The organism is Pseudolabrys sp. (assembly GCF_035943735.1).
In the GTDB taxonomy this organism is placed as follows: domain Bacteria; phylum Pseudomonadota; class Alphaproteobacteria; order Rhizobiales; family Xanthobacteraceae; genus Pseudolabrys.
In genome coordinates, this window is the sequence record NZ_DASZBV010000022.1 from 23,255 (window position 1) to 46,414 (window position 23,160).

The following is a 23,160-nucleotide window of genomic DNA, read 5'->3' on the forward strand; positions in this document are numbered from 1 at the left end:
ATGACGACTGTCGAGCACGATAAGTCCGCGCGCACGGGGCCGCTAGCGCATCTGCGCGTGCTCGACCTGACGCAGTTTCTGTCCGGGCCCTACGCGACGCAGATCCTCGGCGATCTCGGCGCTGAGGTGATCAAGGTCGAGTCGCCGGAAGGCGACATGACGCGTCGCCTGCCGCCGCATTTTGTCGGCAGCGAAAGCGCCTACTACCTCTCGGTCAACCGCAACAAGCGCAGCATGGCCGTCGACATGAAGACGGAGCAGGGCCGGGCGGTGATTGCGCGCCTGGCGCTCGCCTGCGATGTCGTGGTCGAGAATTTCCGTCCCGGCATCCTCAAGCGGCTCGGCCTGTCTTACGAAGACATCGCCGCGCAGAAGCCCGGCATCGTGTGGTGTTGTATTTCGGGCTTCGGCCAGGACGGTCCGTACCGCGACCGCCCGGCCTACGACATGATCGTGCAGGCGATGTCCGGCGGCATGTCGATGACCGGAGAGCCGGACGGGCCGCCGGTTCGGTCCGGCATTCCGCTCGGCGACATCGCCGCCGGCATGTACGGCGTGATCGGCATCCTGGCGGCGATCGCCGAGCGTGAGCGCACCGGGCGCGGCAAGTTGATCGACGTCGCGATGCTCGATTGCCAGGTGGCGATGCTGTCCTATCAGGCCGCCTATTGCCTCACGTCCGGGCAGGCGCCGAAGCGGCAAGGCCGCGGCCACGACTCAATCCCGACCTATCGCGGCTTCACCTGCGGCGACGGCAACGACATCGTCATCACCGCCAATACCGAGCGGATGTGGGTCAATCTCTGCGCCGCCATCGGCCGGCCGGATCTGGCGCAGGAGGAACGTTTCCGTACGAACGACCGGCGTTACGCCAATCGCGACGCGCTCTGGGGCATCCTCGAAGCGGCGTTTCGCACGAAGAGCGCGAACGACTGGGTCGAGGCGCTGCTCGCCGCCGAAGTCCCGGCGGCCGTGGTCAATACTCTGGACCGCAGCCTCACGGACCCGCAGGTGCTGCATCGGAACATGGTGTTGGCACTCGCAGGGCCGCAGGGCGAAGAGGCGCGCGTCGCCGGCAACCCGATCAAGTTCACCGGCGAGGCGGAAGCCGAGCCTGGCTATCCGCCGCTGCTCGGCGCCGACAACCACGAGATCCTCAGGTCCTTGCTCGGCTTCGGTGACGAGGAGCTTGCCGAGCTCGAACGCGCCGGCGTCTTCGGGAAAGCCACGGGCGCCGCATCGGCGCGCAAGGCCGGATAGCAGACGCAGTCATCAGCAACGGAAGTCTCAGGTCATGTCAGACATCATCATCAAGAACGCAGTGGCGGGCGACGTGGCGACGATCACGATCGATCGCGCCGATGCGGGCAACGCTCTCACCATCGAGCATCTCGGGCAGCTGTCTGCGGCGTTTCGGGCGGCCGGAGCCAGCGGCGCCAAGCTGATCGTGCTGCGCACGACCGGCGCGGATTTCTGCCGCGGCCGCGATCCGGCCGGCGGCAAGCCGTCGCCGACCGCGCTGGCGATGCGCGAAAACCTGGTCGCGCCGATTCTCGACGTCTATGACGCGATCGACGGCACCAGGCAGCCCATCATCGCCGTCGTGCAGGGCGCGGCGCTCGGCTTCGGCTGCGCGCTGGCCACCGCCTGCGACATCACCATCGCTTCGGACAAAGCCCGCTTCCGCCTGCCCGAGATGGAAAAGAACCTGCCGCCGACGCTCGCGGCATCGGTGATGATGGGCCGGGTCCCGCGCAAGGCGCTCACCTGGCTGATCTACTCGATGGAGGAGATCGATGCGGCGACGGCGCTCCGGCTCGGCATCCTGAGCAGCGTCGTCCCCGCGGCCGAGCTCGACGCCAGGGTTACTCACCACGTCACCGAACTGACGACGCGATCGCACGAAGCGCTCGCCGCGATGAAGGAATACATGCGCGTCGCTCCGGCGATGGCGCCGCGCGGTGCGGCCGACTATGGCGCCAGCCTGCTTTCGTCTGTGCTGTCGTCGGCGAAACGCTGAGCGACAGGAAATCAGGAGACTTCAAAAGCGGGCGACTGCGAAAAGCCCCCGGCTAGAAGAACAGAGAATATTCGGAGGAAGCATGCGTTTCACGTCTCGTGTTTGCACCATCGGCTTTGTCGCCGCCGCATTGAGCCTGGGCAGCTTTGCCGGCCTGAAAGCGGCGTCCGCCGCCGATCTCAAAGTCGTGAAATTCGGATCGGTCGGCGGCATGACCGACGCGCCGATCTACCTCGCCGACGAGGCAGGGCTGTTCGCCAAGGCCGGCCTCAAGGTCGACCGCCAGCGCATGACGAGCGCGCCCAACCTGATGACCGCCACCGCGACCGGCCAGCTTGACGTCGCCGGCATCTCGATCACGCCCGGCCTGTTCTCGTCGGTGCAGCAGGGCATGCAACTGCGCATCGTCGGCGACAAGCAAAGCCTGCGCCCGGGCGTCTCGGCGACGCGTCTGGTGATCCGCTCCGATCTCGACCAGGGCAACGAAGCCAAGAACATGCAGGCGCTCAAGGGCAAGAAGATCGCCGTCTCGGCGAAGGCCTCGAGCGTCTACATGCTGCTGGAAGACCTGCTGAAGAAGCACGGGATGACGTTCAACGACGTGCAGGTCGTCGAGCTGTCCTACCCGAACATGCTGCCGGCGCTGACCTCGAAGGCGATCGATGCGGCCGTCGATCTCGAGCCTTTCCTCTCGCGTGCGATGAGCGCCAGTGCCGTCAAGGTGGTCAGCGACCTCAGCGAATTCGTGCCGGCGAGCGGCAGCACGATCGTGCCGCTCGTCTACAGCGAGAAGTTCGCCAACGAGAAGCCCGAGGCCATGGCCTTCATGAAGGCCTACCTGCAGGGCGTGCGCATGTACAACGACGCGATCATCAAGGGCAAAGACAAGGACAAGGCGATCGCGGTGATCGCAAAATACGCCAACGTCAAACCCGAGATCGTGCGCGAGGCGTTCCCGGCCGGCCTCGACCCGGATCAGCGGGTGAGCAAGGAATTCCTCGACAGGCTGCAGACATTTTTCGTGCAGCAACACTATCTGCGCAGCACCGTGGACGTGTCGAAAGTCGTCGACCTGTCCTTTGCCGATGCCGCGGTGAAAGAGCTCGGGCCGTACAAGTGATGGCAGGACCGATCGCAGCGACCAGGGAGCGGAACCCGGCGGTGTCCACGACGAACGCGCAGCCGCCGCGGGCGGACGCAGGACCGAAGGCCGACGTCGCGCTCGATCTGCGTGACCTCCGCCGCGTGTTCCTGCCGCGCAACAACGTGCCGGTCGAGGCGCTCGCCGGCGTGTCGCTGTCGGTGCGGCAAGGCGAGGTCGTCGCTATCCTCGGCCCCAGCGGCTGCGGCAAGAGCAGTCTGCTGCGCATCCTGGCGGGGTTGGACCGCGACTACAGCGGCGCGATCGACTGGCACGTGACACATGCCGGCGACGAGGCGGACCGTCGCCTGCGCAGCGCCACCGTGTTCCAGGGCGACTCGACGCTGCCGTGGTTCACGGTGGAGGACAACGTCCGCATCGGCCTGTCCGGCCTCAACGTCGATGCTGCCGAAGCGGAGCGACGCATTGCGCATTACCTCGGGCTGGTCGGGCTCGGACGCTTTCGCAAATCCTACCCGCACGAATTGTCCGGCGGCATGCGTCAGCGGGCTGCGATCGCCCGCGCGTTGGCGACCGAGCCGCTGGTGCTGCTGATGGACGAGCCGCTCGCGGCGCTCGATGCGCAGACCCGGCTGGTGATGCAGCAGGAGTTGCTGCGCATCTGGGGCGAGACGCGGTCGACCGCGGTCTATATCACGCACGACATCGGCGAAGCGTTGATGCTGGCCGACCGCGTCGTCGTGATGACGGGCAGGCCGGGGCGGATCAAGCTGACGCAGGATGTGCCCTTTGGCGGCAAGCGGGAGGTCGCGCAGGTGCGCGCCGATCCGCGCTTCGGCCAGTTGGAGAGCGCCTTGTGGCGCTCGGTCGCCGAAGAGGTCGGCCAATCCCTCACGCAGAGCCGGGGAGGAGAGTGATGGCGGATATCGCTCTCGCCGGTGGTGATACCTTCGCGGCGTCCCAGCGCCTGGTGCGGGCGCGGCGCATGCGCGCCGTCACGCAGGTCGCGCTCGGGATCGGATTTCCGCTGCTGCTGATCGTGATCTGGGAGGTGCTGGCGCGGTTTGGCTTCATCGATCAGCGTTTCTTTCCGGCGCCGAGCAAGGTGGCGTCCGGCATGGTGTCGCTGCTCGGCGACCCCGATCAGCGCGGGCGGCTGCTCATCGATATCGGCGTGACCTATGAGCGGCTGGCCATCGGCTATGTCCTGGGATCGGTCATCGGCGTGATCGCCGGCATTACCATGGGCCTGTCCGCCACGGTGCGGTTCTGTCTGGGGCCGCTGGTCAGCGCGACCTTCCCGACGCCGAAGCTCGCCATCTTTCCGCTGCTGATCGTGATCTTCGGCCTCGGCGATCCGAGCAAGATCGCGCTCGTCTCGCTCGGCGTCTTCTACATGACCTGCATCAACACGCTGAGCGGCGTCCTCTACAGCAATCCGCTGCATCGCGACGTCGCGACGGCCTTCAAGATTCCGGCCTGGATCCGCTGGACGCGGATCGTCGTGCCGTCGGCGCTGCCCTCGATCATCACCGGGCTCAAGCTCGGGCTCGGCCAGGCGCTGATCCTGGTCGTCTCCGCTGAATTCGTCTCGGCCGACACCGGCCTCGGCCACTTTATCTGGGATTCTTGGCAGGTGCTGGACATCCCGCGGATGTTCGTCGGCCTGGTCATGGTCGCCCTGACCGGCGGCGGCGCGGTGCTGCTTGGCGAGGCGCTGGAGCGGCGGCTGACGCCGTGGGTATCGCACTAGCCGGATCGATTGGGAGCATTTTGGAAGTGTCGACGAAACCAAGTATTGCCGTTCTCGGCGCCGGGATGGGTGGTCTCACATTGGCCGCGACGCTCATCGAGCGCGGCTTCAATGTGCGCATCTACGAGCAGGCGCCTCAGTTCACGCGGCTCGGCGCCGGCATCCAGATGAGCCCGAACGCAATGCGGGTTCTGCGCGGGCTCGGCCTCGAACAGACGATCCGCGGCCGCGGCTTCCAGCCGCACTCCTGGACCAACCGCGAGTGGGACAGCGGCGCGATGAAGTACGAGCTGCCGCTCGGCGCGACGGCCGAGGGCAAGTTCGGCGCGCCCTATATCCTCATGCATCGCGGCGATCTGCACGCCGCGCTGGCCGCGCGCGTGCCGGCCGACCACATCGCGCTTGGCAAGAAGCTCGTCGGCTTCACCGAGAACGGCAACGGCGTCACGCTGTCCTTCGCGGACGGCACGACGGCGCGCGCCGACGCCATGGTCGCCGCCGACGGCGTGCATTCGTGCGTGCGCGAGGCCATGCTCGGCGCCGACCGGCCGCGCTTCACCGGGCGCGTTGCCTACCGCACCACTTTTCCGGCCGCGCTGCTCGAGGGCTTCAGTATCGACGAGTGTTGCAAATGGTGGGGACCCGACCGCCACATCGTCATCTATTACGTCACCGCCAACCGCGACGAGATCTATTTCGTCACCAGCGTGCCTGAACCCGACTGGACGCACGAGTCCTGGTCGCAGACCGGCGACCTCGGCGATCTGCGCAAGGCTTTCGCGGGCTTCCACGAGCAGGTGCAGCGCGTCGTGCATGCCTGCCCGAAGGTGCACAAATGGGCGCTGGTCGAGCGCGATCCGCTGCCGCGCTGGACAGAAGGCAGGGTCGTGCTGCTCGGCGACGCCTGCCATCCGATGACGCCGTACATGGCGCAAGGCGCGGCGAGCGCGATGGAGGACGCCATCATGCTCGGCCGCTGCCTCGACCATACGTCGGACGACATCGCCGGCGCCTTCGAGCGCTACACGGCCTTGCGCCGCCCGCGCACCGCGCGCATCCAGCTTACGTCACACATGAATACCTGGATGCGGCAGGCGACCGACCCGGGCTGGGTCTACGGCTACGACGTCTGGTCGGCGCCGCTCGACCGGTTCGAGGAGATGCCGGCGCTCGAGGCCGCACAATAAAAGGCGCGCGCCGTCAGGCGCGTGCCGACATCGATCGAGGCGGATGCGTGCATCCGCGCCCGAATATGCCGGCGGGTCCGCTCCGGCGAATGCAGATGACCGGAGATGACCATGCTCAATCCCGTATCCAAGCCCGACACCGCCTCCGGCGATCAGACGATGCCGCGCCTCGATTTGCAGCAGCACTTGCAGGACCTCGACAGGGCGGGCCTGCTCGTGCGCATCGATCGTCCGATCAACAAGGACACCCAGTTGCATCCGCTGGTGCGATGGCAATTCCTCGGCGGCATTCCCGCCGATGACCGGCGCGCCTTCCTGTTCACCAACGTCATTGACGCCAAGGGCCGCAAATACGACATGCCGGTCGTCGTCGGCGCCTTCTCGGCTTCGGCGCGCATCTACGCGCTCGGCATGGGGCAGAAGGTGGAGGATATCGGGAACGCCTGGCTGAAGGCGATCCAGAATCCGATTCCGCCGGTCCGCGTCGAGCACGCGGCCTGCCAGGAGGTGGTGGTAACAGGCGCCGCGCTGCGCGAGAAGGGCGGCGGCGTCGCTGCGCTGCCGGTGCCGATCTCGACCCCCGGTTTCGACGCCGCGCCCTATCTGACGGCGACCTTGTGCGTCACCCGCGATCCCGAGACCGGCGTGCAGAACATGGGCACCTACCGGGCCGGATTGAAGGCGACGGACCGGATGGCCGTGCGCATGGTCGCGCGGCCGGGCGGGGCGGGCGGTTACATCCACTGGCTCAAATATCGCGAGCGCAAAGAGCCGATGGAGATCGCCATCGTGATCGGCGCGGCGCCAATCGTTGAGTTCACCGGCCCGCAGAAGCTTGCCATCGATGTCGACGAGATGGCTGTCGCCGGTGGGCTGGCCGGGCGGCCGATCCCCATGGCGCGCTGCGTCAGCGTCGATCTCGACGTGCCGGCCGACTCCGAGATCGTCATCGAAGGCGTCATCGACACCTCGATCCTCGAACCCGAGGCGCCGTTCGGCGAGAGCAACGGCTACGTGGCGCTCGAGGCCTTCAACATGCCGATGCGGGTGACTGCGATCACGCGCCGCAAGAACGCGGTATTCGCATCGATCATCAGCCAGGTAACGCCGAGCGAGTCGAGCACGATCAAGATCGTCGCCTACGAGCCGGTCTACCTGGCGCACCTGCGCGATCAGCTCGGCATCCGCGGCGTCAAGCGCGTCGTCATGCACGAGCCGCTGACCAATCTGCGGCCGGTCGTGTTCCTGCAGATGGCGCGCGAGACGCCGCGCACCGAAGTGTGGCGGGCGCTGCAGGGCACCGCGAACTTCACCGCCGGCGTCGGCAAGATCTGCATTGCGGTGAGCGAAGATATCGACCCGACCAACACCGACGCCGTGCTGTGGTCGATGGCGTATCGCTCGAACCCGATCGAGGACGTGCACATCACGCCCTGGCGCGGCGGCGTGCAGGGCGCCAACTATTCGGGACGCGAAGCGGACTCGACCATGCTGATCGACGCGACGCTGAAGCACAACATGCCGCCGCTCGCTCTGCCGCGCAAAGAGTTCATGGACGAGGCGCGCGGGATCTGGGAGGAGCTCGGCCTTCCAAACCTGACCGTACGTGAGCCGTGGCACGGCTACACCCTCGGCGACTGGACCGAGACCTGGGAGAAGTTCGCGCGCCGCGCCGTGGCCGGCGACTGGGAGATCAACGGCCTCGAGACCGCGCAACGCGTGCGCGAAGGCGTCGAGCCGGAAACGCCGGTCTGGCACGTCGAGAAGGATGCGAAATGAAAATCGAGAATTCGTTCCGCGTCGATCTGCCCGTCAGCCGGGCCTGGGCCACCCTGCTGGACATTCCCGGCATCGTCACCTGCATGCCCGGAGCCGAACTGCTGGGCGTCGACGACGAGCGCAGCTATCGCGGCCAGGTGAAGGTGAAGCTCGGGCCCGTGGCCGTCGCGTTCAAGGGGCGTGTGCAATTGACCGAGGTGGACGAGACTCAGCATCAGGTGCGAGCCAAGGCCGCTGGCACGGAAGAGAAAGGCCGGGGTTCGGCGCAGGCGGACGTCAGCTTCCGCCTCACCCCGGACGGTGCGGGCACGCGCGTCGATGTCGAGACCAATCTGACGCTGGCCGGCGCGGTCGCGCAATACGGGCGTGCGCAGGGCGTGATCGCCGATGTCGCGCAGGTGATGGTCGATCAGTTCGCGCGCAATCTCGGCCAGCGCATCGTGGCCTCGGGTGCGCAGCCGGGGGCGGGCGCGCAGGCTGCGTCCGGCGCTTCGGCGGCCGCGCCAATGCAAGCGCCGGCGGTGGCGCCTGCGATCTCCGTGTTCTCGCTCATGGGCGCGCTGCTGCGGCGCTGGTTCGACCGGATGCGCGGCAAGGAGGTGAGCTGACGCCGGGCCGCCGCGCCGCTTCCGCTGAGTGGAACGGCGACGCGCGTTTCGTAATTTGCAGAGCGCGAATTCCGTGCAGCAGAACGCGCTTCTGCTTGACGAAAACTCGGCGGCTTCATTACGCTGATTTTACAGGGGGCTTTGAGCCGTTGGTTCGCGATCACAGGCGGATTTGAGTTTGCGTTTTCACGTCCGCGCTGCTGCATGACATTCGCCGTTGCCGATGCCTCCGGAAGCGGACCTGGAGGGCGCGCACCGACCATGAACGCGCATTTTTATCGTCGCTGATGCGGTCCGCCGCGGAGCGGCGAGATGCCAAACGGCTCGGCGCGACGCCTCGCTATGGGTGCGCGCGGAGTTGTTTCTCGTAAAAAGATACAGAACGGACATAAGGGGAGGAAACGACATGACGAGTATCGAACAGAGCGCGGCGCCTGTCGCGGAAAAGCCATTTGACGTCGGGATCAACGAAAAGCTGCCTTTCGGGCAGTACCTGATCCTGGCATTTCAGAACGTGTTCGGAATGACCGGCATGTTCGTGTTTCCCGGCCTGTTCGGCCGCGCCTTTCATCTGCCGAACGAACAGATCGCTTATCTCTACGGCATGGTGTTCCTGGTCTCCGGCTTGATCACCGTATTCCAGGGCGTCGGCTTTCTGCGCCTGCCGATCGTGCAGGGGCCTTACGTCGGCACGTTCATCGGTCTCCTCGTCCTTGGCCACATCCCCGGCATCGGTCTGGGCGTGGCATTCGGCTCGTTCTTCGTCGCTTCGGTGATCTGGGCGCTGCTGGCCATCCCGATCCGCGGCCTGAGCTTCGTTGCGCTGTTCGGGCGGTTCTTCCAGACGCCGCTGATCAGCGGCGTGATGGTGGTGCTGCTGATGATGCAGATCGCCGTGGTGTCGCTGCCGAACTGGATTGGTCACCCGCACACGCCCGGCTTTCCCACGATCAATCTGATCGCCGGATTTGCCGCTGTCGTCATTTTCATCCTCATGACGCTGTGGGGCGGAGTGTGGTTTCGCCGCGCCGCCATCCTCGCCGGCATCGTCGTCGGCACCATCGCCTATGCCGGCTTCATCCCGATCTCGTTCCAGCCGGTGGGCACGGCGCCGTGGCTGGTCGTGCCGCGGATCTTCCCGTTCGGCTTCGGCGTTCGCCTCGATGCGGTGATCGTGTTCCTGGTCGTGCTCATTCCCTCGAGCATCAGCTCGATGGCGCTGTACCAGGTCGTCGCCGACTGGGGTGAGGAGAAGATTACGCCAATCCGCATGAGCGAAGGCTGCTTCACCGCGGCCCTCGGCGCCATCCTTGCCGCGGTGGTCGGCACCTTCAGCACCACCGTCTATCCCGACAACATGGGCATGCTGCGCTCGACCCGCGTCGGCAGCCGCTACGGCACCGTCGCCGCCGGCATCCTCCTCGTCGTCCTCGGCAGCTGCGTCAAGTTCGACATGCTGCTGGTGCTGGTGCCGACGGTCGTTCTCGCCGGCATCGCGACCGTGCTGTTCGGCATCGTCATGGTGCACGGCGTTCACCTGCTGGCCGGCATCAAATGGACCGACCGCAACCTCATCATCGCCGGCACGGCGCTGATGGTGGGACTGGGCGGTCTGTTCGTCGAACCGGAGACGGCCAAGCTGCTGCCGCTGACCGTGCAGCTCATCCTCAAGCAGTCGGCGGTGACCGGCGGCGTGACATTGCTGGTGCTCTACGCATTGCTCGGCGACAAGCCGAAGAAGCAACCGGCAGCGTAGGGGCTCGGTGCCAGGACGCGATCGGCCCCGCGTTTCGCCGATCCGGATCGCGAATGCGAGAACGGCCGCGCCACACGGCGCGGCCGTTCTGCGCTCGGAAGGCCGCGAGCGGCGGCTGTCTAGGCGCGGAGAAAATCGTCGAGCGCGCGGTTGAACAGGTCCGGCTGGTCGAGGTTGGAAATGTGGCCGGCGCCGGGCATTTCGACATAGCGTGAGCCGGCGAGTTCGCCCTGCATCTGCCGCATCGCCGCCGGCGTGGTCCCGTCCTTCTCGCCGGCGATGAACAGCACCGGGCGCGTCACGCTGGCGACGGCGGAGCGGTAGTCGTGGTCGCCGAGCGCGGCGGCGCAGCCGACGAACCCGTTGACCGGGGTGGCGGCGATCATCCGGCGGATCTTGGCCAGGTACTGCGGATTGGCCGCGAGCGTCTCCGGCGGAAACCAGCGGCCGACGGTCGGCTCGACCAGCGGGGCCATGCCCTGCTTCTGCGCGACGACGATGCGTTCTTCCCACTGCTGCGCCGATGCCGGCGTCGACGCGCAGGGCGTGTCGCATACGATCACCCGGTCGAGCCGCGCCGGCGCCTGTTGCGCCAGACCCATTGCCGTGGCGCCGCCCATCGACAACCCGCAGAAATGCGCCTTCGCGACGCCGAGTGCATCCATCACCGCCAGCGCATCGGCGAGCAGAGTGGCGAAGCTGTAGCGGCCCGCCGGGGCTTCCGTGCGCCCGTGTCCGCGCTGGTCGTAGCGCAACACGCGGTAGCTGCGGCTGAAATGATCTGCCTGCGGGTCCCACATGGATAGATCGGTGGCAAGCGAGTTGCTGAAGACGAGCCAGGGCGCATCGGCCGGGCCGTCGACCCGGCAATGGAATGTGATGCCGTTGGCTCTGACGTCTTTGGACTCTGACATAGCGGTGGTTTCTCCTCGGCGGAACAGTCGCGTCCCGAATGCGCGAAAGTCTAGCGCAGGTCCAGTTCTTTATCAGTGGCGGCGCACGAATTCCGGGCTCCGGTAAAATGGCCGATTTGACCACGGTCAATTGCCACCGCCGCCCGATGGCTATCCTTGCGGCGCTTCTTGGGAAGGAACGCGGGCCATGCGCGGTATGATCTCGAGTAGGGCGAGCCTCTGGTTGGCGGTTGGGCTGCTCGTCGCCGCCACCGCTTCGTACGCGGCCAGCGCGGCCGACGACGGCGCGGCCGAATACAAGGCGCGCTGCGCCTCGTGTCATGGCGAGAGCGGCGCGGGCGACGGCCCGGCGGCAGCGGCGATGCGGACACGGCCGCCCGATCTGCGCAGGCTGGCGAAGAGCAATGACGGTGTCTTCCCCGACAAGGTCCTCGCAACGGTGATCGACGGCCGCAAGACCATCCGTGCGCATGGGACCTTCGAGATGCCGGTCTGGGGCCGTCAGTTGTCGCAGTCGGTCGGCGACGGCGACGCCAGCAAACGCATCGCAGCGATCGTCGGATATCTCCGCAGCATCCAGCTCAAATAGCGACCGCCTGCCGGCCGGCGATGCGACCGAACACCAGCGCGCGCAGCACCGCGACCGAATTCGGCGCGGCTTCGTAGAAATGGCCGGTGATTTCGCCGGCGGCATAAAGCCCTGGCAAGACCGTGCCGTCCGGACGCAGGACGCGCGCGTGCTCGTCGGTGGCGATGCCGCCGAACGTATAGGCGACGGCGCCAACCAGCGGCCAGGCGAGGTAGGGCGGCGACGCGATCGCGCGCGCCCAGTTCGATTTCGGCGGCGCAAGGCCATGCGTGTGCAGCCCGTCGCAGCGCGTGGCATCGAAGGCGTCCGGTGTGCCGACACAGGCCGCATTGTAAGCCGCAATCGTTTCGCCCAGCGCCGCCGCATCGACTCCGATCAATCCGGCCAGCCCCGAGAGCGTGTCGGCGCGAAATGGCTCCACCTCCGAGCGGATAGCGCGCTTGTAATCGGCGATATCGAACAACCGGCTGTCGAGGATCGTGTAAGCGATCGAGCCCGGCCGGTTGAAATGGATTTCGCGCGCGAGCCACTCCCAGGTCTCGTGCACCAGCCCGGCGCCCTCGTCGAAGAACCGACGGCCGGTTTTGTCGACGACGATGCCGAACGGATAAACGAGCACGACAGGCGCCGAGGTGGTCGCGCGCGCGTCGACCGGCTCGGCATGCATGCCGTTCCAGTCGCCGGATTTTGCCGCGCCGGCGGCGAGCGCCATGGCGATGCCGTCGCCGCCATTGTAGTGCGTGCCGGGCGAGATCAGCCGCATCGTGTCGCCGCCCGGGCCGAAATGCTCGCGCATCAGCGCGGCGCTGCCCTGGAAGCCGCCGTTGGCGAGCACGATCGCTTCGGCGGGCAGCGTCTCGCGGCGGCCGCTCTGGTCGACCTCGAGCCCAACGATGCGGCCTTCGGCCTGCACAATCCCGCGCGCCGCGCATTCATAGCGGAAGGACACGCCGGCCGCTTTGGCCGCCTTCACCAAAGCGGCAAGCAGAGCCGCGCCGCCGCCCTGCGGCTGGATGCGCGGCGGACCTTTGGCGAGATAGTAGGGTGGCTGAATGAAGGCGACGCCGTGCGATACGGCCCAGGCGGCCACCTCCGGCGCATCGGCGGCGAGCCGCGTGAAATAACGCGCGTCGCCACGGTTCTTCGTCGCCGCGAGCACATCGTGCACGAAGCTGTCTTCCACCCGATCGGGCGACGCCATGCGCATGTTCGACGGCGACCAGCGGGTGTTGCCGCCGGCGTCACTTTCGCTCGCTTTGTCGATCAGCGTGACCGCTACCGCGCGTCCTGCCGTTCGCGCCGCTTCGGCGGCGCTCAGCGCGGCGGCGACGCCGGCCGCACCCTGGCCGACGACGACGATCCGCAAGGGTGCCGGCTCAGGCAACGGACGCGGGCTCCTGCGCCAGTACGGCCATGATCTGCTGCTGCACGGCCTGGCGCTCGGCCTCGCTCATGCCGGGAGAGAGTCTGGCCTCGTAGGCGATGCGCGCCGGCCGCTGGAACACCAGCACCCGGTCGCCGATCTCCATGGCCTCGCCGATCTGATGCGTGATGAACACCGCCGTCTTGTGGGTCTGCCGCACCAGACGCACGAACTCGGCGCGCAGGTCGCGCGCCGTCATCTCGTCGAGCGCGGAGAACGGTTCGTCGCAGAGCAGGATGTTGGGATCGACGGCGAAAGCGCGCGCGATCGAGACGCGCTGGCGCATGCCGCCCGACAGCGCGTGCGGATAATCGTTCTCGTGCCCGCTCAAACCGAGGCGGGCGAGCCAGCGCATGGCCGTCTCGCGCGCCTGGCTGTCGTCGGTATCGAGAATCTGCAGGCCGAGCAGCACGTTGTCGAGGGCGCTGCGCCACGGCATCAGCCGGTCGCCCTGGAAGACGATGCCGATCTTGCCGCGGAAATAGTCGAAGTCGCGGAACGGATCGTGGCCGTCGACCAGCGCCTTGCCGGAGCTCGGCTCGATCAGCCCGGCGACGATGTTGAACATCGTCGACTTGCCGCAACCCGTCTTGCCCAGCACGGCGACGATCTCGCCGGGTGCGATCTCGAAGGAAAGCTTGTCCACCGCGACAAAGCTGCCGCGTCCGTCCGGACGCTCGAACGTTTTACTGACATTGTCGAAGCGGATGACCGGCGCGGATGTCATTACATCGCCCGCTCGGAAACGGCGCGATAGCGCAACGTCCAGGCTTCGAGCATGTTGATCGCCTGTTGCACGACCAGGACGAACAGGACGAGCTGCAGCGTCCATGCCATCGCGCCGGCCATGTCGAACAGCTGCTGCTGGCGCATGAGCTCGTAGCCGACGCCGCCCGTTGCACCGACAAGTTCGGCTACGACGACGACACGTGCGGCATTGCCGAGATTCACTTTCCATGCCGTGAAAATGCCGGGCAGGATGGTCGGCACAATGAGATAGCAAAACAGTTTCCAGCGGCTCGGCCGGAACGACATCGTCATCTCGAACAGATCCTTCGACATCGACCGGAAAGCATCGAGAATCTGAAAGGTGAACGCCGGCAGCGTCGTGATCACCATGATGAAGAGGACTCGAAATTCGGTTCCGTGAAACCAGATGATGGCAAACACGACCCAGGAGAGGGCGGGAATTCCCTGAAAGAAGGTCAGCACCGGCGAGACGAAGTTTTCGATGGTCTGTGAGCGGCCGATCACGAGCGCGAGGATTGCGCCGAAGACGAAGGCGCCGAGAAGACCGCCGAAGATGCGTGCGGCCGTCAGCAGGACATCGGCGAGCAGCGAGCCGGTGGTGAGCACATCGATGGTGCGCACGATCACGTCCTGTACCGGCGGGAACAGGAAGTGCGGGAAAATCCACGACAGAATCTGCCAGGCCGCCGCAAGCGCGAGCATGCTGGCGGCGGCCTGGAGGCCGCGGATCGTACGCGCGTTCTTCATTTCATCGGCTTCGCGTAAATCGTGTCCTTCGACGGCTCCGATTTGAAATAGCCGACGTCGATGCCGACCTTGTAGACGGCTTCGATCTGCTTCGACATCTCACCGGCCGGCGCCACGTTCATGCCGAGCCGTTCGTTCGCCTTGATCAGCGACACCAGCGCGGTGCGTTGCTCGGGGGTGGACTTCGGCGCGATGAGCGCCGCTGCTTCCTCCGGGTGCTCCGCAATGAATTCTCCGGCTTCCTTGTAGGTGTCGTAGAGCTTGGGCACGAGGGTCGGATGCTTCTCGATCCAGTCGGTATGCGCGGCGACGCCCAGATAGGGGATACGCTCACCGCCGGCGAAGCTCTTCCATGTGGCGGCCATCTTGGTGTCGAGGATGCGGATGTCGGGCTTGCGCGCCTTCAGCAGCGTGTAGGCAGGCTCCCAGAGCTGCACCGCGTCGGCGCGGTTGGCCACCGCGTAGCCGACCAGGCCGGGCGGGGCAGTATTGACGATCTGCATCTTGCTCGGATCGACGCCCTGCTTCTTGGCGAAGAACTCGGACATCACGAAATTCGTCGTCGAGGCGGCGGCGGCGACCTGCTTGCCCTCGAGATCCTTGATCGTCTTGACGGCCGGATTGGACGTGACGAACGTGCCCCAGAAGTCGAACAGGTTGAACAGGTACTTCACCTTGACGCCGCGAAGATCGGCAAGCCCGACAGTCAGCACGGCGGCGCTGCCGCCGACCTGGAACTCGCCGGAGTTGAACTGCGTCGTGTAGGCATCCGGCGGCCGCTCGACGAAGTTGATGTCGATGCCGTGCGCCGTGTCCATCTTCTTCGCCTTGATCACCGGCGGCATGAAGGCGCCGAGCGAGGGAAAGCTGAAGACGACGATGGTCACCTTTTCCGGCGTCTGGGCGCGAGCGGTGCCGGGCAGCGTCAGCGCGGCCGCGGCAAGTCCGGCGACGGCGAGCGAGCGCAACATAATTTTCAACATAACGTCCTCCCTTCGATATGCAGGTGGGCTTCTTGGCGAGCCTTCGTTTGAGTCAGGCGAGGCGGAACAGCTTTTCCGCCAATCCTCCGTTGATCGACGCCGCCTGGGCCGCGTCGAATCCCGCGTCGGCGACGATCCGCAGCGGCTCGAGATCGCCGATGGGAAACGGCATGTCCGAACCCATCATCAGGCGGTCGGCTCCGACCATGCCGGCGACGAATTTCAGCACGCGCGGGTCGTGCAGGATAGTGTCCGTATAAAGCAGCGACAGGCCTTGAGCCGGATCGGCCACGCCCGGCGTGATCGCCTGGGTGCGCTTGAGCCGTCCGATGACGAAGGGAAGGGCCGCCGCACCCATCGGGGCGAAGAATTTCACGTTTCGGTAGCGCGTCACGTGGCCGGCCATCAGCAGCCGCGCCACGGCGACCGCCGCGTCGGTGATGCGGCCGATTCCGTTGGCGAGGTTGAAATCGTTCACCCGCACGTCGCCGGCATCGAAGCTCGGATGGATGTGGACGACCGCGCCGGTCTCGTCGGCGGCAGCCCAGAACGGGTCCAGATCGGAGTGGTCGAGGGTGCTGCCGACGCCGCGCGGCAAGGTGCCGATCATCGTGCCGGGACAGCCGGCAGCCATCGCGGCCTTGAGCACGGACGCGGCCGCCTTGCCGTCGCCGAGCGGCACGCTGGCGAGCGGCACGAAGCGCGGCTCGGCCTTGGCTGCGGCGAGCAGCGCCTCGTTGATCGCCATGCTCCAGGCGATGCCCTCCTCGCCCTGCAGTTCGTAGCCGAACATGTCGACCCAGCCGCCGACGACCTGCCTGTCGATGCCCTGCTTGTTCATCCAGGCGATGCGGCCGCCGATATCCGAGAGCGGCTTCGAGACCGGTCGCGTCGGCTTGCCGCCGGCGAAAGCCAAAGCGAGCCCGTCGGCGCTCTCGATCTGCCGCACGTTGGGAAAGCGGGCCTTGTTGGCGCGAATGGACTCCAGCAGCGCGGGTGGCACGAGATGGGCGTGGCAATCGACAATCATTCAGCGGCTCTCTTCGCCAGCGCGTCGGCGATCATGTCGCCGAGGCGCGTCGTCTTGATCGGCAGGGTGTTCACGGAAATGCCGAGCGGGCGGATGGCGTCGTTGACAGCATTGGCGATCGCCGCCGGTGCGCCGAGATAGCCGGACTCGCCGGAGCCCTTCTGGCCCAGCACGGTGTGCGGGGATGGCGTCACGTGATGGACGATCTCGACCTTCGGCACCTCGTGCGAGGAGGGCAGCACATAGTCCATGAGGCTCTGCGCCACCATCTGGCCGTCCTCGTTGTAGGCGAATTCCTCGTACAGCGCCGCGCCGATGCCGTGGGCGACGCCGCCCATGGTCATCCCGCGTACGATCTTCGGATTGATCACGGTGCCGCAGTCATGGCCGATCGTGTAGCGCTCGATATTGCTGGTGCCGAGCGCGGGGTCGATCGACAGCAGCACCAAGTGGAATTCGAACGAGAAACACGGATACATCTGCACGCGGCCGTCGGGGGTCGGCAGCTTGCCGCCGGTCGGCACCTGCATGATGTGGCTCACCGAAAGGCCCGGTTCGAACCCTTCCGGCATGCGATGGATGTTGCGATGCGCGATGGTGACGATCTCGGCCCATGTGCGGCGCCGCTCCGGCGCATCGCGATCGACGACGTCGCCGTCGACATAATCGGCGCGCCCCGGCGGGATGCCGAGATCGTGCGCGGCAATGGCGATGAGTTTGGCCTTCAGCTTCTGCGCCGCATGAAAGCTGGCACCGCCGAGCATCACCGCCATGCGGCTGCCGACCGGGCTGTTGCCCGGCAATGAGTTCAACGAGTCCGGCCGCACCACGCGGATGTGGTCCGGGTCGATGCCGAGCGCTTCGCCGACCACCGTCGCGACCAGGGTCTCGTGGCCCTGGCCAGCCGAGGTCGTGTGTATCGTGGCGGTGATCGCGCCGGACAGGTCGACGCTGATCCGGCACGACTCCATCCAGGTCGTGGTCGTGTTCTTGGGATTGAGCAGGGGCTCGAACGAGGAGTTGCCGCCGTTCGGCTCGAGGCAGGCGGAAATGCCGATGCCGGCAAGCTTGCCGCGGCGGCGGAGCGCGTCGCGTTCGGCCTTGAGGCCTTCGTAATCGGTGTGCTGCAGCACCTTGGCGATCACGGTCTCGTAATTGCCGCTGTCATAAGTCGTGCCGCTCGGAATGAGGTACGGGAATTCGTCGTGCCGGATCATGTTGCGCCGGCGCACCTCGAGCCGGTCGAGGCCGGTCGCATTGGCGACCTCGTCCATCATCCGCTCAATGGCGAAATTGGTTGGCGACTGGCCGAAGGCGCGCACCGCCTCCTGCGTCGTCTTGTTGGTGACGACCGCCATCGCCCGGTACTGCACGCTCTTGATCTTGTACGGGCCGACGATGGCGCCGATCGGCTTGCCGAGCTGGAACGGCGAGCGGCCGGCATAGGCGCCGACATTGTCGAGCGCGCGCATCTTCATCGAGCGCACGATGCCGGCGTCGTCGAAGGCCACGTCGACATCGAACAGCCGCTCCGGACCGTGCGCGTCGCCGCCGCGCATGTTCTCCAGCCGGTCCTCGATCAGCCGGATCGGGAAGCCGACCCGTCGCGCCAGGTAGCAGGCGAGGATGGTATGCTTGATGCCGCGCTTGACGCCATAGCTGCCGCCGACATCGACGTCGTAATGCACGCGCACGCTGGAGGCGGGCAGTTTGAGCGCGCCGGCAATCTGCTCCGGATATTTCGGCATCTGGATCGAAGCCCAGACGTCGAGGATCTCGCGCCAGGGATCCCATTGCGCGAGGACGCCGAAGGTCTCGATCGGCACGGTGGCGCTGCGGCCCCACTTCACCCGCAGCGACAGCGTGCGCGGGCTGGCGGCGAAGTCCTTGTCGACCTCGCCCCAGACGAAGGTGCGGTCGAGCAGGACGTTCGAGCCGTGCGCCTCGTGCACCAGCGTGCTGCCGTCGGCGATCGCTTGCTCGGCGTCGAGCACGAAGGGCAGCGGCTCGTAATCGATCGCGACGTCCTCGGCGGCGTCTTCGGCGAGCGCGCGGGTATCGGCGACGACGGCGGCGACCCACTCGCCGGAATAGCGCGCCACGTCGACCGCCAGCGGCCGGCGCGGCACGTCCGGAATCTCGAGGCCGCTCATCAGAGGAAGCGTCGCGCCGGCGAGCTCGCGGCCGTCGAGCACGTAATGCACGCCGGGTCGCGCCAATGCGGCGCTGGCGTCGATATTGCGGATGCGGGCGGCAGCATGCGGGCACGTGATGAGCGCCACGTGGCGCATGCCCGGCAGATCGATATCGGCGACGAAGTTGCCCTTGCCGACGACGAAACGCCGGTCCTCGCGCACGCGGCGGTCGCTCGAGACGAAGCGCAGCTGCGGTGGTTTGACCGTCATGGCGCGTCTTTCGCGCGGTTGGTGCCGCTCATGCGCTCGGCCGCGAGCGCGATCGCTTCGACGATCTGTGCGTAGCCGGTGCAGCGGCAGATATTGCCTGAGATCGCCTCGACGATCTCCTCGCGCGTCGGATCGGGATTGGCGTCGAGCAGCGCGTGTGCGGTCAGGATCATCGCCGGCGTGCAATAGCCGCACTGCATGCCGTGCGTCTCGCAGAAGGCGTCCTGCACCGGCGACAGTTCGCCCTGGCCGGGCGTGATGCCCTCGATGGTGGTGATGCGATTGCCGTCCGCCTGCACCGCGAACATCAGGCACGAGCGGACCGGCACGCCGTCGAGCAGCACGGTACAGGCGCCGCAGACGCCGTGCTCGCAGCCGACATGCGCGCCCTTGAGGCCGAGATTGTCGCGCAGGCAATCGACCAGGGTCGTACGCGGCTCGACCTCGAGCGTGTGGGCGGTGTCGTTGACGAGAAGCTCAATGCGCATGGGACTTTTCCAACGCCTCCTCGCGCGCTTCCGCGACGGCGCGCGCGGCCAGTTCGGCGGCGGCGCGGCGGCGATAGCCGGGTGAGGCATGCGGGTCGGACATCGGCTCGACGTCGGCGAGCGCGGCGCGCACCGCGTCGAGCACCCGGGCCTGATCGAGCGTCGTGTCGGCGAGCTGGCTTTCCGCGGCTGCGAGCCGGAACGGCACGTCGGCAACCGCGCCGATGCCGATGGCGATGCGCCTGCAGCGGCCGTCGGTGTCGAGTTCGACCTGCGCCGCGGCGGCGGCGAAGGCGAAATCGCTGCGGCGGGCGTTCACTTCGGCGAAGCCGCTGCCGATGCGGCCCCGCCAGATGGGGAAACTCACGCTCGCCAGACAGCCGTCCTGCGGCAGGGCCGTCGTCATCGGGCCGACGATGAAGTCGCGCGCAGCCATGCTGTGGTCGGCGCCGCCGGCGCGGTAGCTGATTGTGGCGTCGAGCGTGATCGACAGCAACGCGAGTTCGGCGGCGGGATCGGCATTGGCAATGGAACCGCCGATCGTGCCGCGCGCACGGGTTGCGGCATGCCCGATCCAGGGCAGCGCGCGTGCGAGCAGCGGCAGCCGCGCGGGCACCAGCGGATCGCGTTCGGCGCTGCGCTGCCGTGTCATGGCGCCGACCACGAAATGCTCTCCATCATCGCGAATGAAGGAGAGCTCGGCAATGCGGTTGAGGTCGACGAGGCGCGTCGGCCGCGCCAGCCGCATGGCCATCATCGGAACCAGGGTCTGGCCGCCGGCGATCACCCGCGCACTGTCATCGGTTGCCAGAATGTCGCAGGCCTCGTCGACGCTGCGAGGCCGGACATACTCGAACGGCGCTGCCTTCATGAAGTGACCAAAGCGAGTTCGAGCACGAAACGCAAATTTTCCGATGATGAAAGTGCGCCGGGATGGCCGAATGTAGCATCGTTATCCCCACGGCAAAAGACCGCGGTCGGACGTGCATTGTCCCGGCTCGCCAGCGCGAACAGAGCGGGACGGGCAGCAAGTCTCCGGTGCGGTAGAATCTCGGGAGCGTGTCATGCGGTGACCCACATGCGCATCGTGTGGCGTGGCTTGTGCCGCACCGTCTACGCCTTGAATGGTATCCCGCGCAGCACGCCGGAGGCGTGAGGTATCCTGTCCCCGAGAGATGCTAAAGATGCCGGGATCGGAAGACTCAATTGGAATTTAAAATGCGGCCCGCGGATTCAGCGCGGGTTCGCGCGCGTCCCCGTAAATTTCCTCCGGTGGGTTCAAATGCCGGAGGTTCCATGTTGAAGAGGTGGATGCCCGTGCTCGTCGTCGACGACAGTATGACGATGTGCTCTGTCATGAAAAAGATTTTGCTCTCGCTGGATTTCGACGACGTAGAGGGGCGCCAGTCGGCGGTGGATGCGATCGAAGAACTCAAGCGACGCGACTATGGATTTGTCCTGTGCGACGTCGAGATGAGGCCGGTCGGCGGCGCCGAATTTGTCCGCATGATGCGGCGTGACAAGTTCCTGCGCCATGTGCCGGTGATCCTCACCACGGGCAATGCGGCCCTGGTGACGGAGATGTTCAATGAAGGGGACCCGTTCCTCGCCAACGGCTTCATTCTCAAGCCGTTCACGGCGAATGAGCTCAAGGCGAAGCTGGCGGAGGTCCTGGAGGCGGCGTATCAGAAAAAGGAACTCTTGCCGCGGAATCTCGCCCGCTTGAACGGGTTCGAAGGCGCCTGAACGGCGAGACCCCGGAACCGGGAGCGACGTCATCCCGTTCCTCTTTCCGACCCACAGGGAGGAACGCGATGAAGCTCATTCTACCGGCGACGGCTTTCTTGGCCTTTGCGCTGCTTTGCGCGCCTGCGCAGGCGCAAACGGATGCCGAGCAGGCCGGCCAGCAGGCTTGCGGCAACGACGTGTTTTCGATGTGCGGCGACGCCATCCCGGACCGTGGCCGCATCGAGGCCTGTCTGCGCCGCAATTACAGCCGGGTCAGCGTCACCTGCCGCCATTATATGGCGAGCTACGCGCGTACGCACCGGACGCGCACCGCGGAGCGGCATCGCTACATCCGCCACCACGCCTCGACGCATCGCAAGGTGCAGCGCCATCATAACGCCCACCACCGCTATGTTCGGCATCATACGCGGCGCCATCACGACTATCGCTGAGCCGGCGGCCTAACGTCCCGCTGCACGCCGGAACGGCCCGCGCCAGACATAAGCGATGTAGAGCGCGGCGCCGGCGACATAGACGGCCGCATAGCCGCCGATGAAGCCGACGATGTCGACGCCGGCGGCGATGGCGATCAGCGTCATCGCCGCCATCGCGATGACCAGGAACGTCGCGACGCGGGCGATCTCGCGGAAGAAGCCGGTGTGCAGCAATAGATTGCTGGCGACGTTCTGCGCCAGGTTGGCGAGGAGCAGGACGACGAGCACGGTGGTCGCCGCCGGCGGCATCGTCGCTGCGTGGCCGAGCAGCAGCGCGAATAGCCGATCGCCGGCGATAAGGAGGAGGGCGCAGAGCGCCAGGGTCGGGACGGCGCAGAGCACGAAGGCCGTCAGCGTCGCCTTCTTCAGCATCGCGGCATCGCGCTCCGCCAGCGCACGTGTCTGCCGCGGCACCAGCGGGTCGAGGCCCGCGGCGTAGATCAACGTCGCGCCGCGGAAGATCTTGAACACGGTGTCGAGGATGATGGTCGGCGCGCCGAGGCCGAACATCGCCGGCACGACGAAATACGGGAAATTATAGATCGCGAGCTCGCCGACGGCGTAGTTGCCGCTGCGCAGAAGCTCGCGACGGTTGCCGCGCCAGAATTCCGTCAGGGCCGACCGCACGCCGTGCGGAGCCCGCAGCGCACCCACGCGCGCGAGGCGGACCACGCAGACCGACAGCAGCACCGCCCACAGCGCATTCGCCAGCAGCAGAAAGGCGAGGAGCGGCAGTCCGCCGAGCAGTCCCAGCATCAGGACGATGTGCCCGACCCGGCGCACCACCTCGAGACTCTCGAAGCCGATGTACTGGTCGACCGCATTGCTGACGTTGCGCAGCGGAAACCAGACCAGGTTCAGTGCCGCAAAGCTGAAGAACAAGGTGTAGTCAGTGGCGGTGCCGAGGCTCGTGCCGGACCGTGTCGCCGCGATTGCGAAACAAGCGAGCGTGCCGGCCAGGACGATCAGCGCATAGAGCGCGACGACCGCGCTCGACTGCGCCGTGATCGCATCGTCGCTGCGGCCCTCGAGATGGCGCGCGCGCTGCCGCACGAACAGGATCTTGGCGGCGCCGAGATCGAACAGCCACAGCGACAGGCCGAAGGTGCCGATCAGGATATAGATCGAGAAATCCTTGGGCGCGAGCACGCGCGCGAAGACATAAGTCTGCACCAGGCCGAAGGCGACGGCGGCGGCGGCCGTCGTCGCGCGCAGGAGCAGATAGCGCAACGACAAAACCCCCGCGAGCAGCCGCAACGGCTGCCGCAGGGCGCTTCGGCGGGGAAGGGGCTGCGCCTGCGCACTCATGGGCGGGCACGTTAACGCGGCGGCTCGATTTTTCGCTTAAAGAGTGTGGTGAACAAATCGTCACGAGGGCAGGCGAATTTTCCGTGAGACTTTTAA

Annotated in this window: 22 protein-coding genes; 12 read left to right on the plus strand and 10 right to left on the minus strand. The window is 66.5% G+C overall.

Annotation, left to right across the window (positions count from 1 at the left end):
* From VGV41_RS17025 to VGV41_RS17065, 9 genes are all read left to right on the plus strand, one after another.
* Positions 1–1,260 carry a CoA transferase gene (locus tag VGV41_RS17025; protein WP_326865139.1) on the plus strand — a complete coding sequence of 420 codons (1,260 nt, stop codon included), beginning with the start codon at positions 1–3 and terminating at the stop codon, positions 1,258–1,260.
* Between the two features lie 34 nt (positions 1,261–1,294).
* Positions 1,295–2,020 carry an enoyl-CoA hydratase/isomerase family protein gene (locus VGV41_RS17030; protein ID WP_326865140.1) on the plus strand — a complete coding sequence of 242 codons (726 nt, stop codon included), beginning with the start codon at positions 1,295–1,297 and terminating at the stop codon, positions 2,018–2,020.
* An 82-nt stretch (positions 2,021–2,102) separates the two neighbouring features.
* A complete protein-coding gene (locus VGV41_RS17035; RefSeq protein ID WP_326865141.1) occupies positions 2,103–3,140 on the plus strand; it encodes an ABC transporter substrate-binding protein in 1,038 nt (345 codons plus the stop codon).
* Positions 3,141–3,181: 41 nt separating this feature from the next.
* Positions 3,182–4,039, plus strand: coding sequence for an ABC transporter ATP-binding protein (locus VGV41_RS17040; RefSeq protein ID WP_326865142.1), 858 nt, complete (start codon positions 3,182–3,184; stop codon positions 4,037–4,039).
* Positions 4,039–4,875: an ABC transporter permease gene (locus VGV41_RS17045; RefSeq protein ID WP_326865143.1), complete on the plus strand. Its 837-nt coding sequence runs from the start codon at positions 4,039–4,041 to the stop codon at positions 4,873–4,875. Before VGV41_RS17040 ends, VGV41_RS17045 begins: the two co-directional genes overlap by 1 nt.
* Positions 4,876–4,901: 26 nt before the next feature.
* Positions 4,902–6,062 carry an FAD-dependent monooxygenase gene (locus tag VGV41_RS17050; protein ID WP_326865144.1) on the plus strand — a complete coding sequence of 387 codons (1,161 nt, stop codon included), beginning with the start codon at positions 4,902–4,904 and terminating at the stop codon, positions 6,060–6,062.
* A gap of 111 nt (positions 6,063–6,173) precedes the next feature.
* Positions 6,174–7,841 (plus strand): UbiD family decarboxylase, encoded by a 1,668-nt coding sequence (locus tag VGV41_RS17055; protein ID WP_326865145.1) that lies wholly within the window; start codon positions 6,174–6,176, stop codon positions 7,839–7,841.
* Positions 7,838–8,449, plus strand: coding sequence for an SRPBCC family protein (locus VGV41_RS17060; RefSeq protein ID WP_326865147.1), 612 nt, complete (start codon positions 7,838–7,840; stop codon positions 8,447–8,449). Before VGV41_RS17055 ends, VGV41_RS17060 begins: the two co-directional genes overlap by 4 nt.
* A gap of 406 nt (positions 8,450–8,855) precedes the next feature.
* On the plus strand, positions 8,856–10,205 hold the full coding sequence (locus VGV41_RS17065; protein WP_326865149.1) for a uracil-xanthine permease family protein: 1,350 nt from the start codon (positions 8,856–8,858) through the stop codon (positions 10,203–10,205).
* Between the two features lie 119 nt (positions 10,206–10,324).
* On the opposite strand, the gene pcaD is transcribed toward VGV41_RS17065, so the two are convergent.
* Complete coding sequence (gene pcaD, locus VGV41_RS17070) at positions 10,325–11,119, minus strand: 3-oxoadipate enol-lactonase (protein WP_326865150.1); 795 nt, start codon at positions 11,117–11,119, stop codon at positions 10,325–10,327.
* Positions 11,120–11,306: 187 nt separating this feature from the next.
* Between pcaD and VGV41_RS17075 the strand changes: the two genes are divergently transcribed.
* A complete protein-coding gene (locus tag VGV41_RS17075) occupies positions 11,307–11,708 on the plus strand; it encodes a cytochrome c (RefSeq protein WP_326865151.1) in 402 nt (133 codons plus the stop codon).
* Here VGV41_RS17075 and VGV41_RS17080 read toward each other — a convergent pair.
* Genes VGV41_RS17080 through VGV41_RS17115 form a run of 8 tightly spaced genes read right to left on the minus strand, consistent with a single transcriptional unit; the run spans position 11,701 to position 20,405 of the window.
* On the minus strand, positions 11,701–13,092 hold the full coding sequence (locus VGV41_RS17080; RefSeq protein WP_326865152.1) for an FAD-dependent oxidoreductase: 1,392 nt from the start codon (positions 13,090–13,092) through the stop codon (positions 11,701–11,703). The two genes, VGV41_RS17075 and VGV41_RS17080, sit on opposite strands and share 8 nt — an antisense overlap.
* A complete protein-coding gene (locus VGV41_RS17085; RefSeq protein ID WP_326865153.1) occupies positions 13,085–13,858 on the minus strand; it encodes an ABC transporter ATP-binding protein in 774 nt (257 codons plus the stop codon). The genes VGV41_RS17080 and VGV41_RS17085 overlap by 8 nt, the downstream gene beginning before the upstream one ends.
* A complete protein-coding gene (locus VGV41_RS17090; RefSeq protein ID WP_326865154.1) occupies positions 13,858–14,628 on the minus strand; it encodes an ABC transporter permease in 771 nt (256 codons plus the stop codon). The genes VGV41_RS17085 and VGV41_RS17090 overlap by 1 nt, the downstream gene beginning before the upstream one ends.
* Positions 14,625–15,611, minus strand: coding sequence for an ABC transporter substrate-binding protein (locus VGV41_RS17095; RefSeq protein ID WP_326865155.1), 987 nt, complete (start codon positions 15,609–15,611; stop codon positions 14,625–14,627). Before VGV41_RS17095 ends, VGV41_RS17090 begins: the two co-directional genes overlap by 4 nt.
* A 52-nt stretch (positions 15,612–15,663) precedes the next feature.
* Positions 15,664–16,641 carry an amidohydrolase family protein gene (locus VGV41_RS17100; protein WP_326865157.1) on the minus strand — a complete coding sequence of 326 codons (978 nt, stop codon included), beginning with the start codon at positions 16,639–16,641 and terminating at the stop codon, positions 15,664–15,666.
* Positions 16,638–19,046 carry a xanthine dehydrogenase family protein molybdopterin-binding subunit gene (locus VGV41_RS17105; protein WP_326865158.1) on the minus strand — a complete coding sequence of 803 codons (2,409 nt, stop codon included), beginning with the start codon at positions 19,044–19,046 and terminating at the stop codon, positions 16,638–16,640. The genes VGV41_RS17100 and VGV41_RS17105 overlap by 4 nt, the downstream gene beginning before the upstream one ends.
* The gene (locus VGV41_RS17110; RefSeq protein WP_326865159.1) at positions 19,043–19,534 is read right to left on the minus strand and encodes a (2Fe-2S)-binding protein; all 492 of its coding nucleotides are present in this window, start codon (positions 19,532–19,534) and stop codon (positions 19,043–19,045) included. Before VGV41_RS17110 ends, VGV41_RS17105 begins: the two co-directional genes overlap by 4 nt.
* Complete coding sequence (locus VGV41_RS17115; protein WP_326865160.1) at positions 19,524–20,405, minus strand: FAD binding domain-containing protein; 882 nt, start codon at positions 20,403–20,405, stop codon at positions 19,524–19,526. The genes VGV41_RS17110 and VGV41_RS17115 overlap by 11 nt, the downstream gene beginning before the upstream one ends.
* 440 nt (positions 20,406–20,845) lie before the next feature.
* Between VGV41_RS17115 and VGV41_RS17120 the strand changes: the two genes are divergently transcribed.
* Both VGV41_RS17120 and VGV41_RS17125 read left to right on the plus strand, forming a co-directional pair.
* The gene (locus VGV41_RS17120) at positions 20,846–21,280 is read left to right on the plus strand and encodes a response regulator (RefSeq protein WP_326865161.1); all 435 of its coding nucleotides are present in this window, start codon (positions 20,846–20,848) and stop codon (positions 21,278–21,280) included.
* A 68-nt stretch (positions 21,281–21,348) separates the two neighbouring features.
* Entirely contained in the window at positions 21,349–21,714 is a 366-nt protein-coding gene (locus tag VGV41_RS17125) for a hypothetical protein (RefSeq protein ID WP_326865163.1), read from the plus strand.
* A gap of 9 nt (positions 21,715–21,723) precedes the next feature.
* On the opposite strand, the gene VGV41_RS17130 is transcribed toward VGV41_RS17125, so the two are convergent.
* Positions 21,724–22,986, minus strand: coding sequence for a hypothetical protein (locus VGV41_RS17130; protein WP_326865164.1), 1,263 nt, complete (start codon positions 22,984–22,986; stop codon positions 21,724–21,726).
* Positions 22,987–23,160: the final 174 nt, after the last annotated feature.

Bases quoted from the DNA above. Each gene is read 5' to 3' on its own strand.
- VGV41_RS17055 (WP_326865145.1), top strand. From the start codon at position 6,174: ATGCTCAATCCCGTATCCAAGCCCGACACCGCCTCCGGCGATCAGACG.
- VGV41_RS17105 (WP_326865158.1), bottom strand. From the start codon at position 19,046: ATGACGGTCAAACCACCGCAGCTGCGCTTCGTCTCGAGCGACCGCCGC.
- VGV41_RS17110 (WP_326865159.1), bottom strand. From the start codon at position 19,534: ATGCGCATTGAGCTTCTCGTCAACGACACCGCCCACACGCTCGAGGTC.
- VGV41_RS17095 (WP_326865155.1), bottom strand. From the start codon at position 15,611: ATGTTGAAAATTATGTTGCGCTCGCTCGCCGTCGCCGGACTTGCCGCG.
- VGV41_RS17030 (WP_326865140.1), top strand. From the start codon at position 1,295: ATGTCAGACATCATCATCAAGAACGCAGTGGCGGGCGACGTGGCGACG.
- VGV41_RS17090 (WP_326865154.1), bottom strand. From the start codon at position 14,628: ATGAAGAACGCGCGTACGATCCGCGGCCTCCAGGCCGCCGCCAGCATG.
- pcaD (WP_326865150.1), bottom strand. From the start codon at position 11,119: ATGTCAGAGTCCAAAGACGTCAGAGCCAACGGCATCACATTCCATTGC.
- VGV41_RS17125 (WP_326865163.1), top strand. From the start codon at position 21,349: ATGAAGCTCATTCTACCGGCGACGGCTTTCTTGGCCTTTGCGCTGCTT.
- VGV41_RS17045 (WP_326865143.1), top strand. From the start codon at position 4,039: ATGGCGGATATCGCTCTCGCCGGTGGTGATACCTTCGCGGCGTCCCAG.
- VGV41_RS17065 (WP_326865149.1), top strand. From the start codon at position 8,856: ATGACGAGTATCGAACAGAGCGCGGCGCCTGTCGCGGAAAAGCCATTT.
- VGV41_RS17100 (WP_326865157.1), bottom strand. From the start codon at position 16,641: ATGATTGTCGATTGCCACGCCCATCTCGTGCCACCCGCGCTGCTGGAG.
- VGV41_RS17115 (WP_326865160.1), bottom strand. From the start codon at position 20,405: ATGAAGGCAGCGCCGTTCGAGTATGTCCGGCCTCGCAGCGTCGACGAG.
- VGV41_RS17075 (WP_326865151.1), top strand. From the start codon at position 11,307: ATGCGCGGTATGATCTCGAGTAGGGCGAGCCTCTGGTTGGCGGTTGGG.
- VGV41_RS17025 (WP_326865139.1), top strand. From the start codon at position 1: ATGACGACTGTCGAGCACGATAAGTCCGCGCGCACGGGGCCGCTAGCG.
- VGV41_RS17085 (WP_326865153.1), bottom strand. From the start codon at position 13,858: ATGACATCCGCGCCGGTCATCCGCTTCGACAATGTCAGTAAAACGTTC.
- VGV41_RS17035 (WP_326865141.1), top strand. From the start codon at position 2,103: ATGCGTTTCACGTCTCGTGTTTGCACCATCGGCTTTGTCGCCGCCGCA.
- VGV41_RS17060 (WP_326865147.1), top strand. From the start codon at position 7,838: ATGAAAATCGAGAATTCGTTCCGCGTCGATCTGCCCGTCAGCCGGGCC.
- VGV41_RS17120 (WP_326865161.1), top strand. From the start codon at position 20,846: ATGCCCGTGCTCGTCGTCGACGACAGTATGACGATGTGCTCTGTCATG.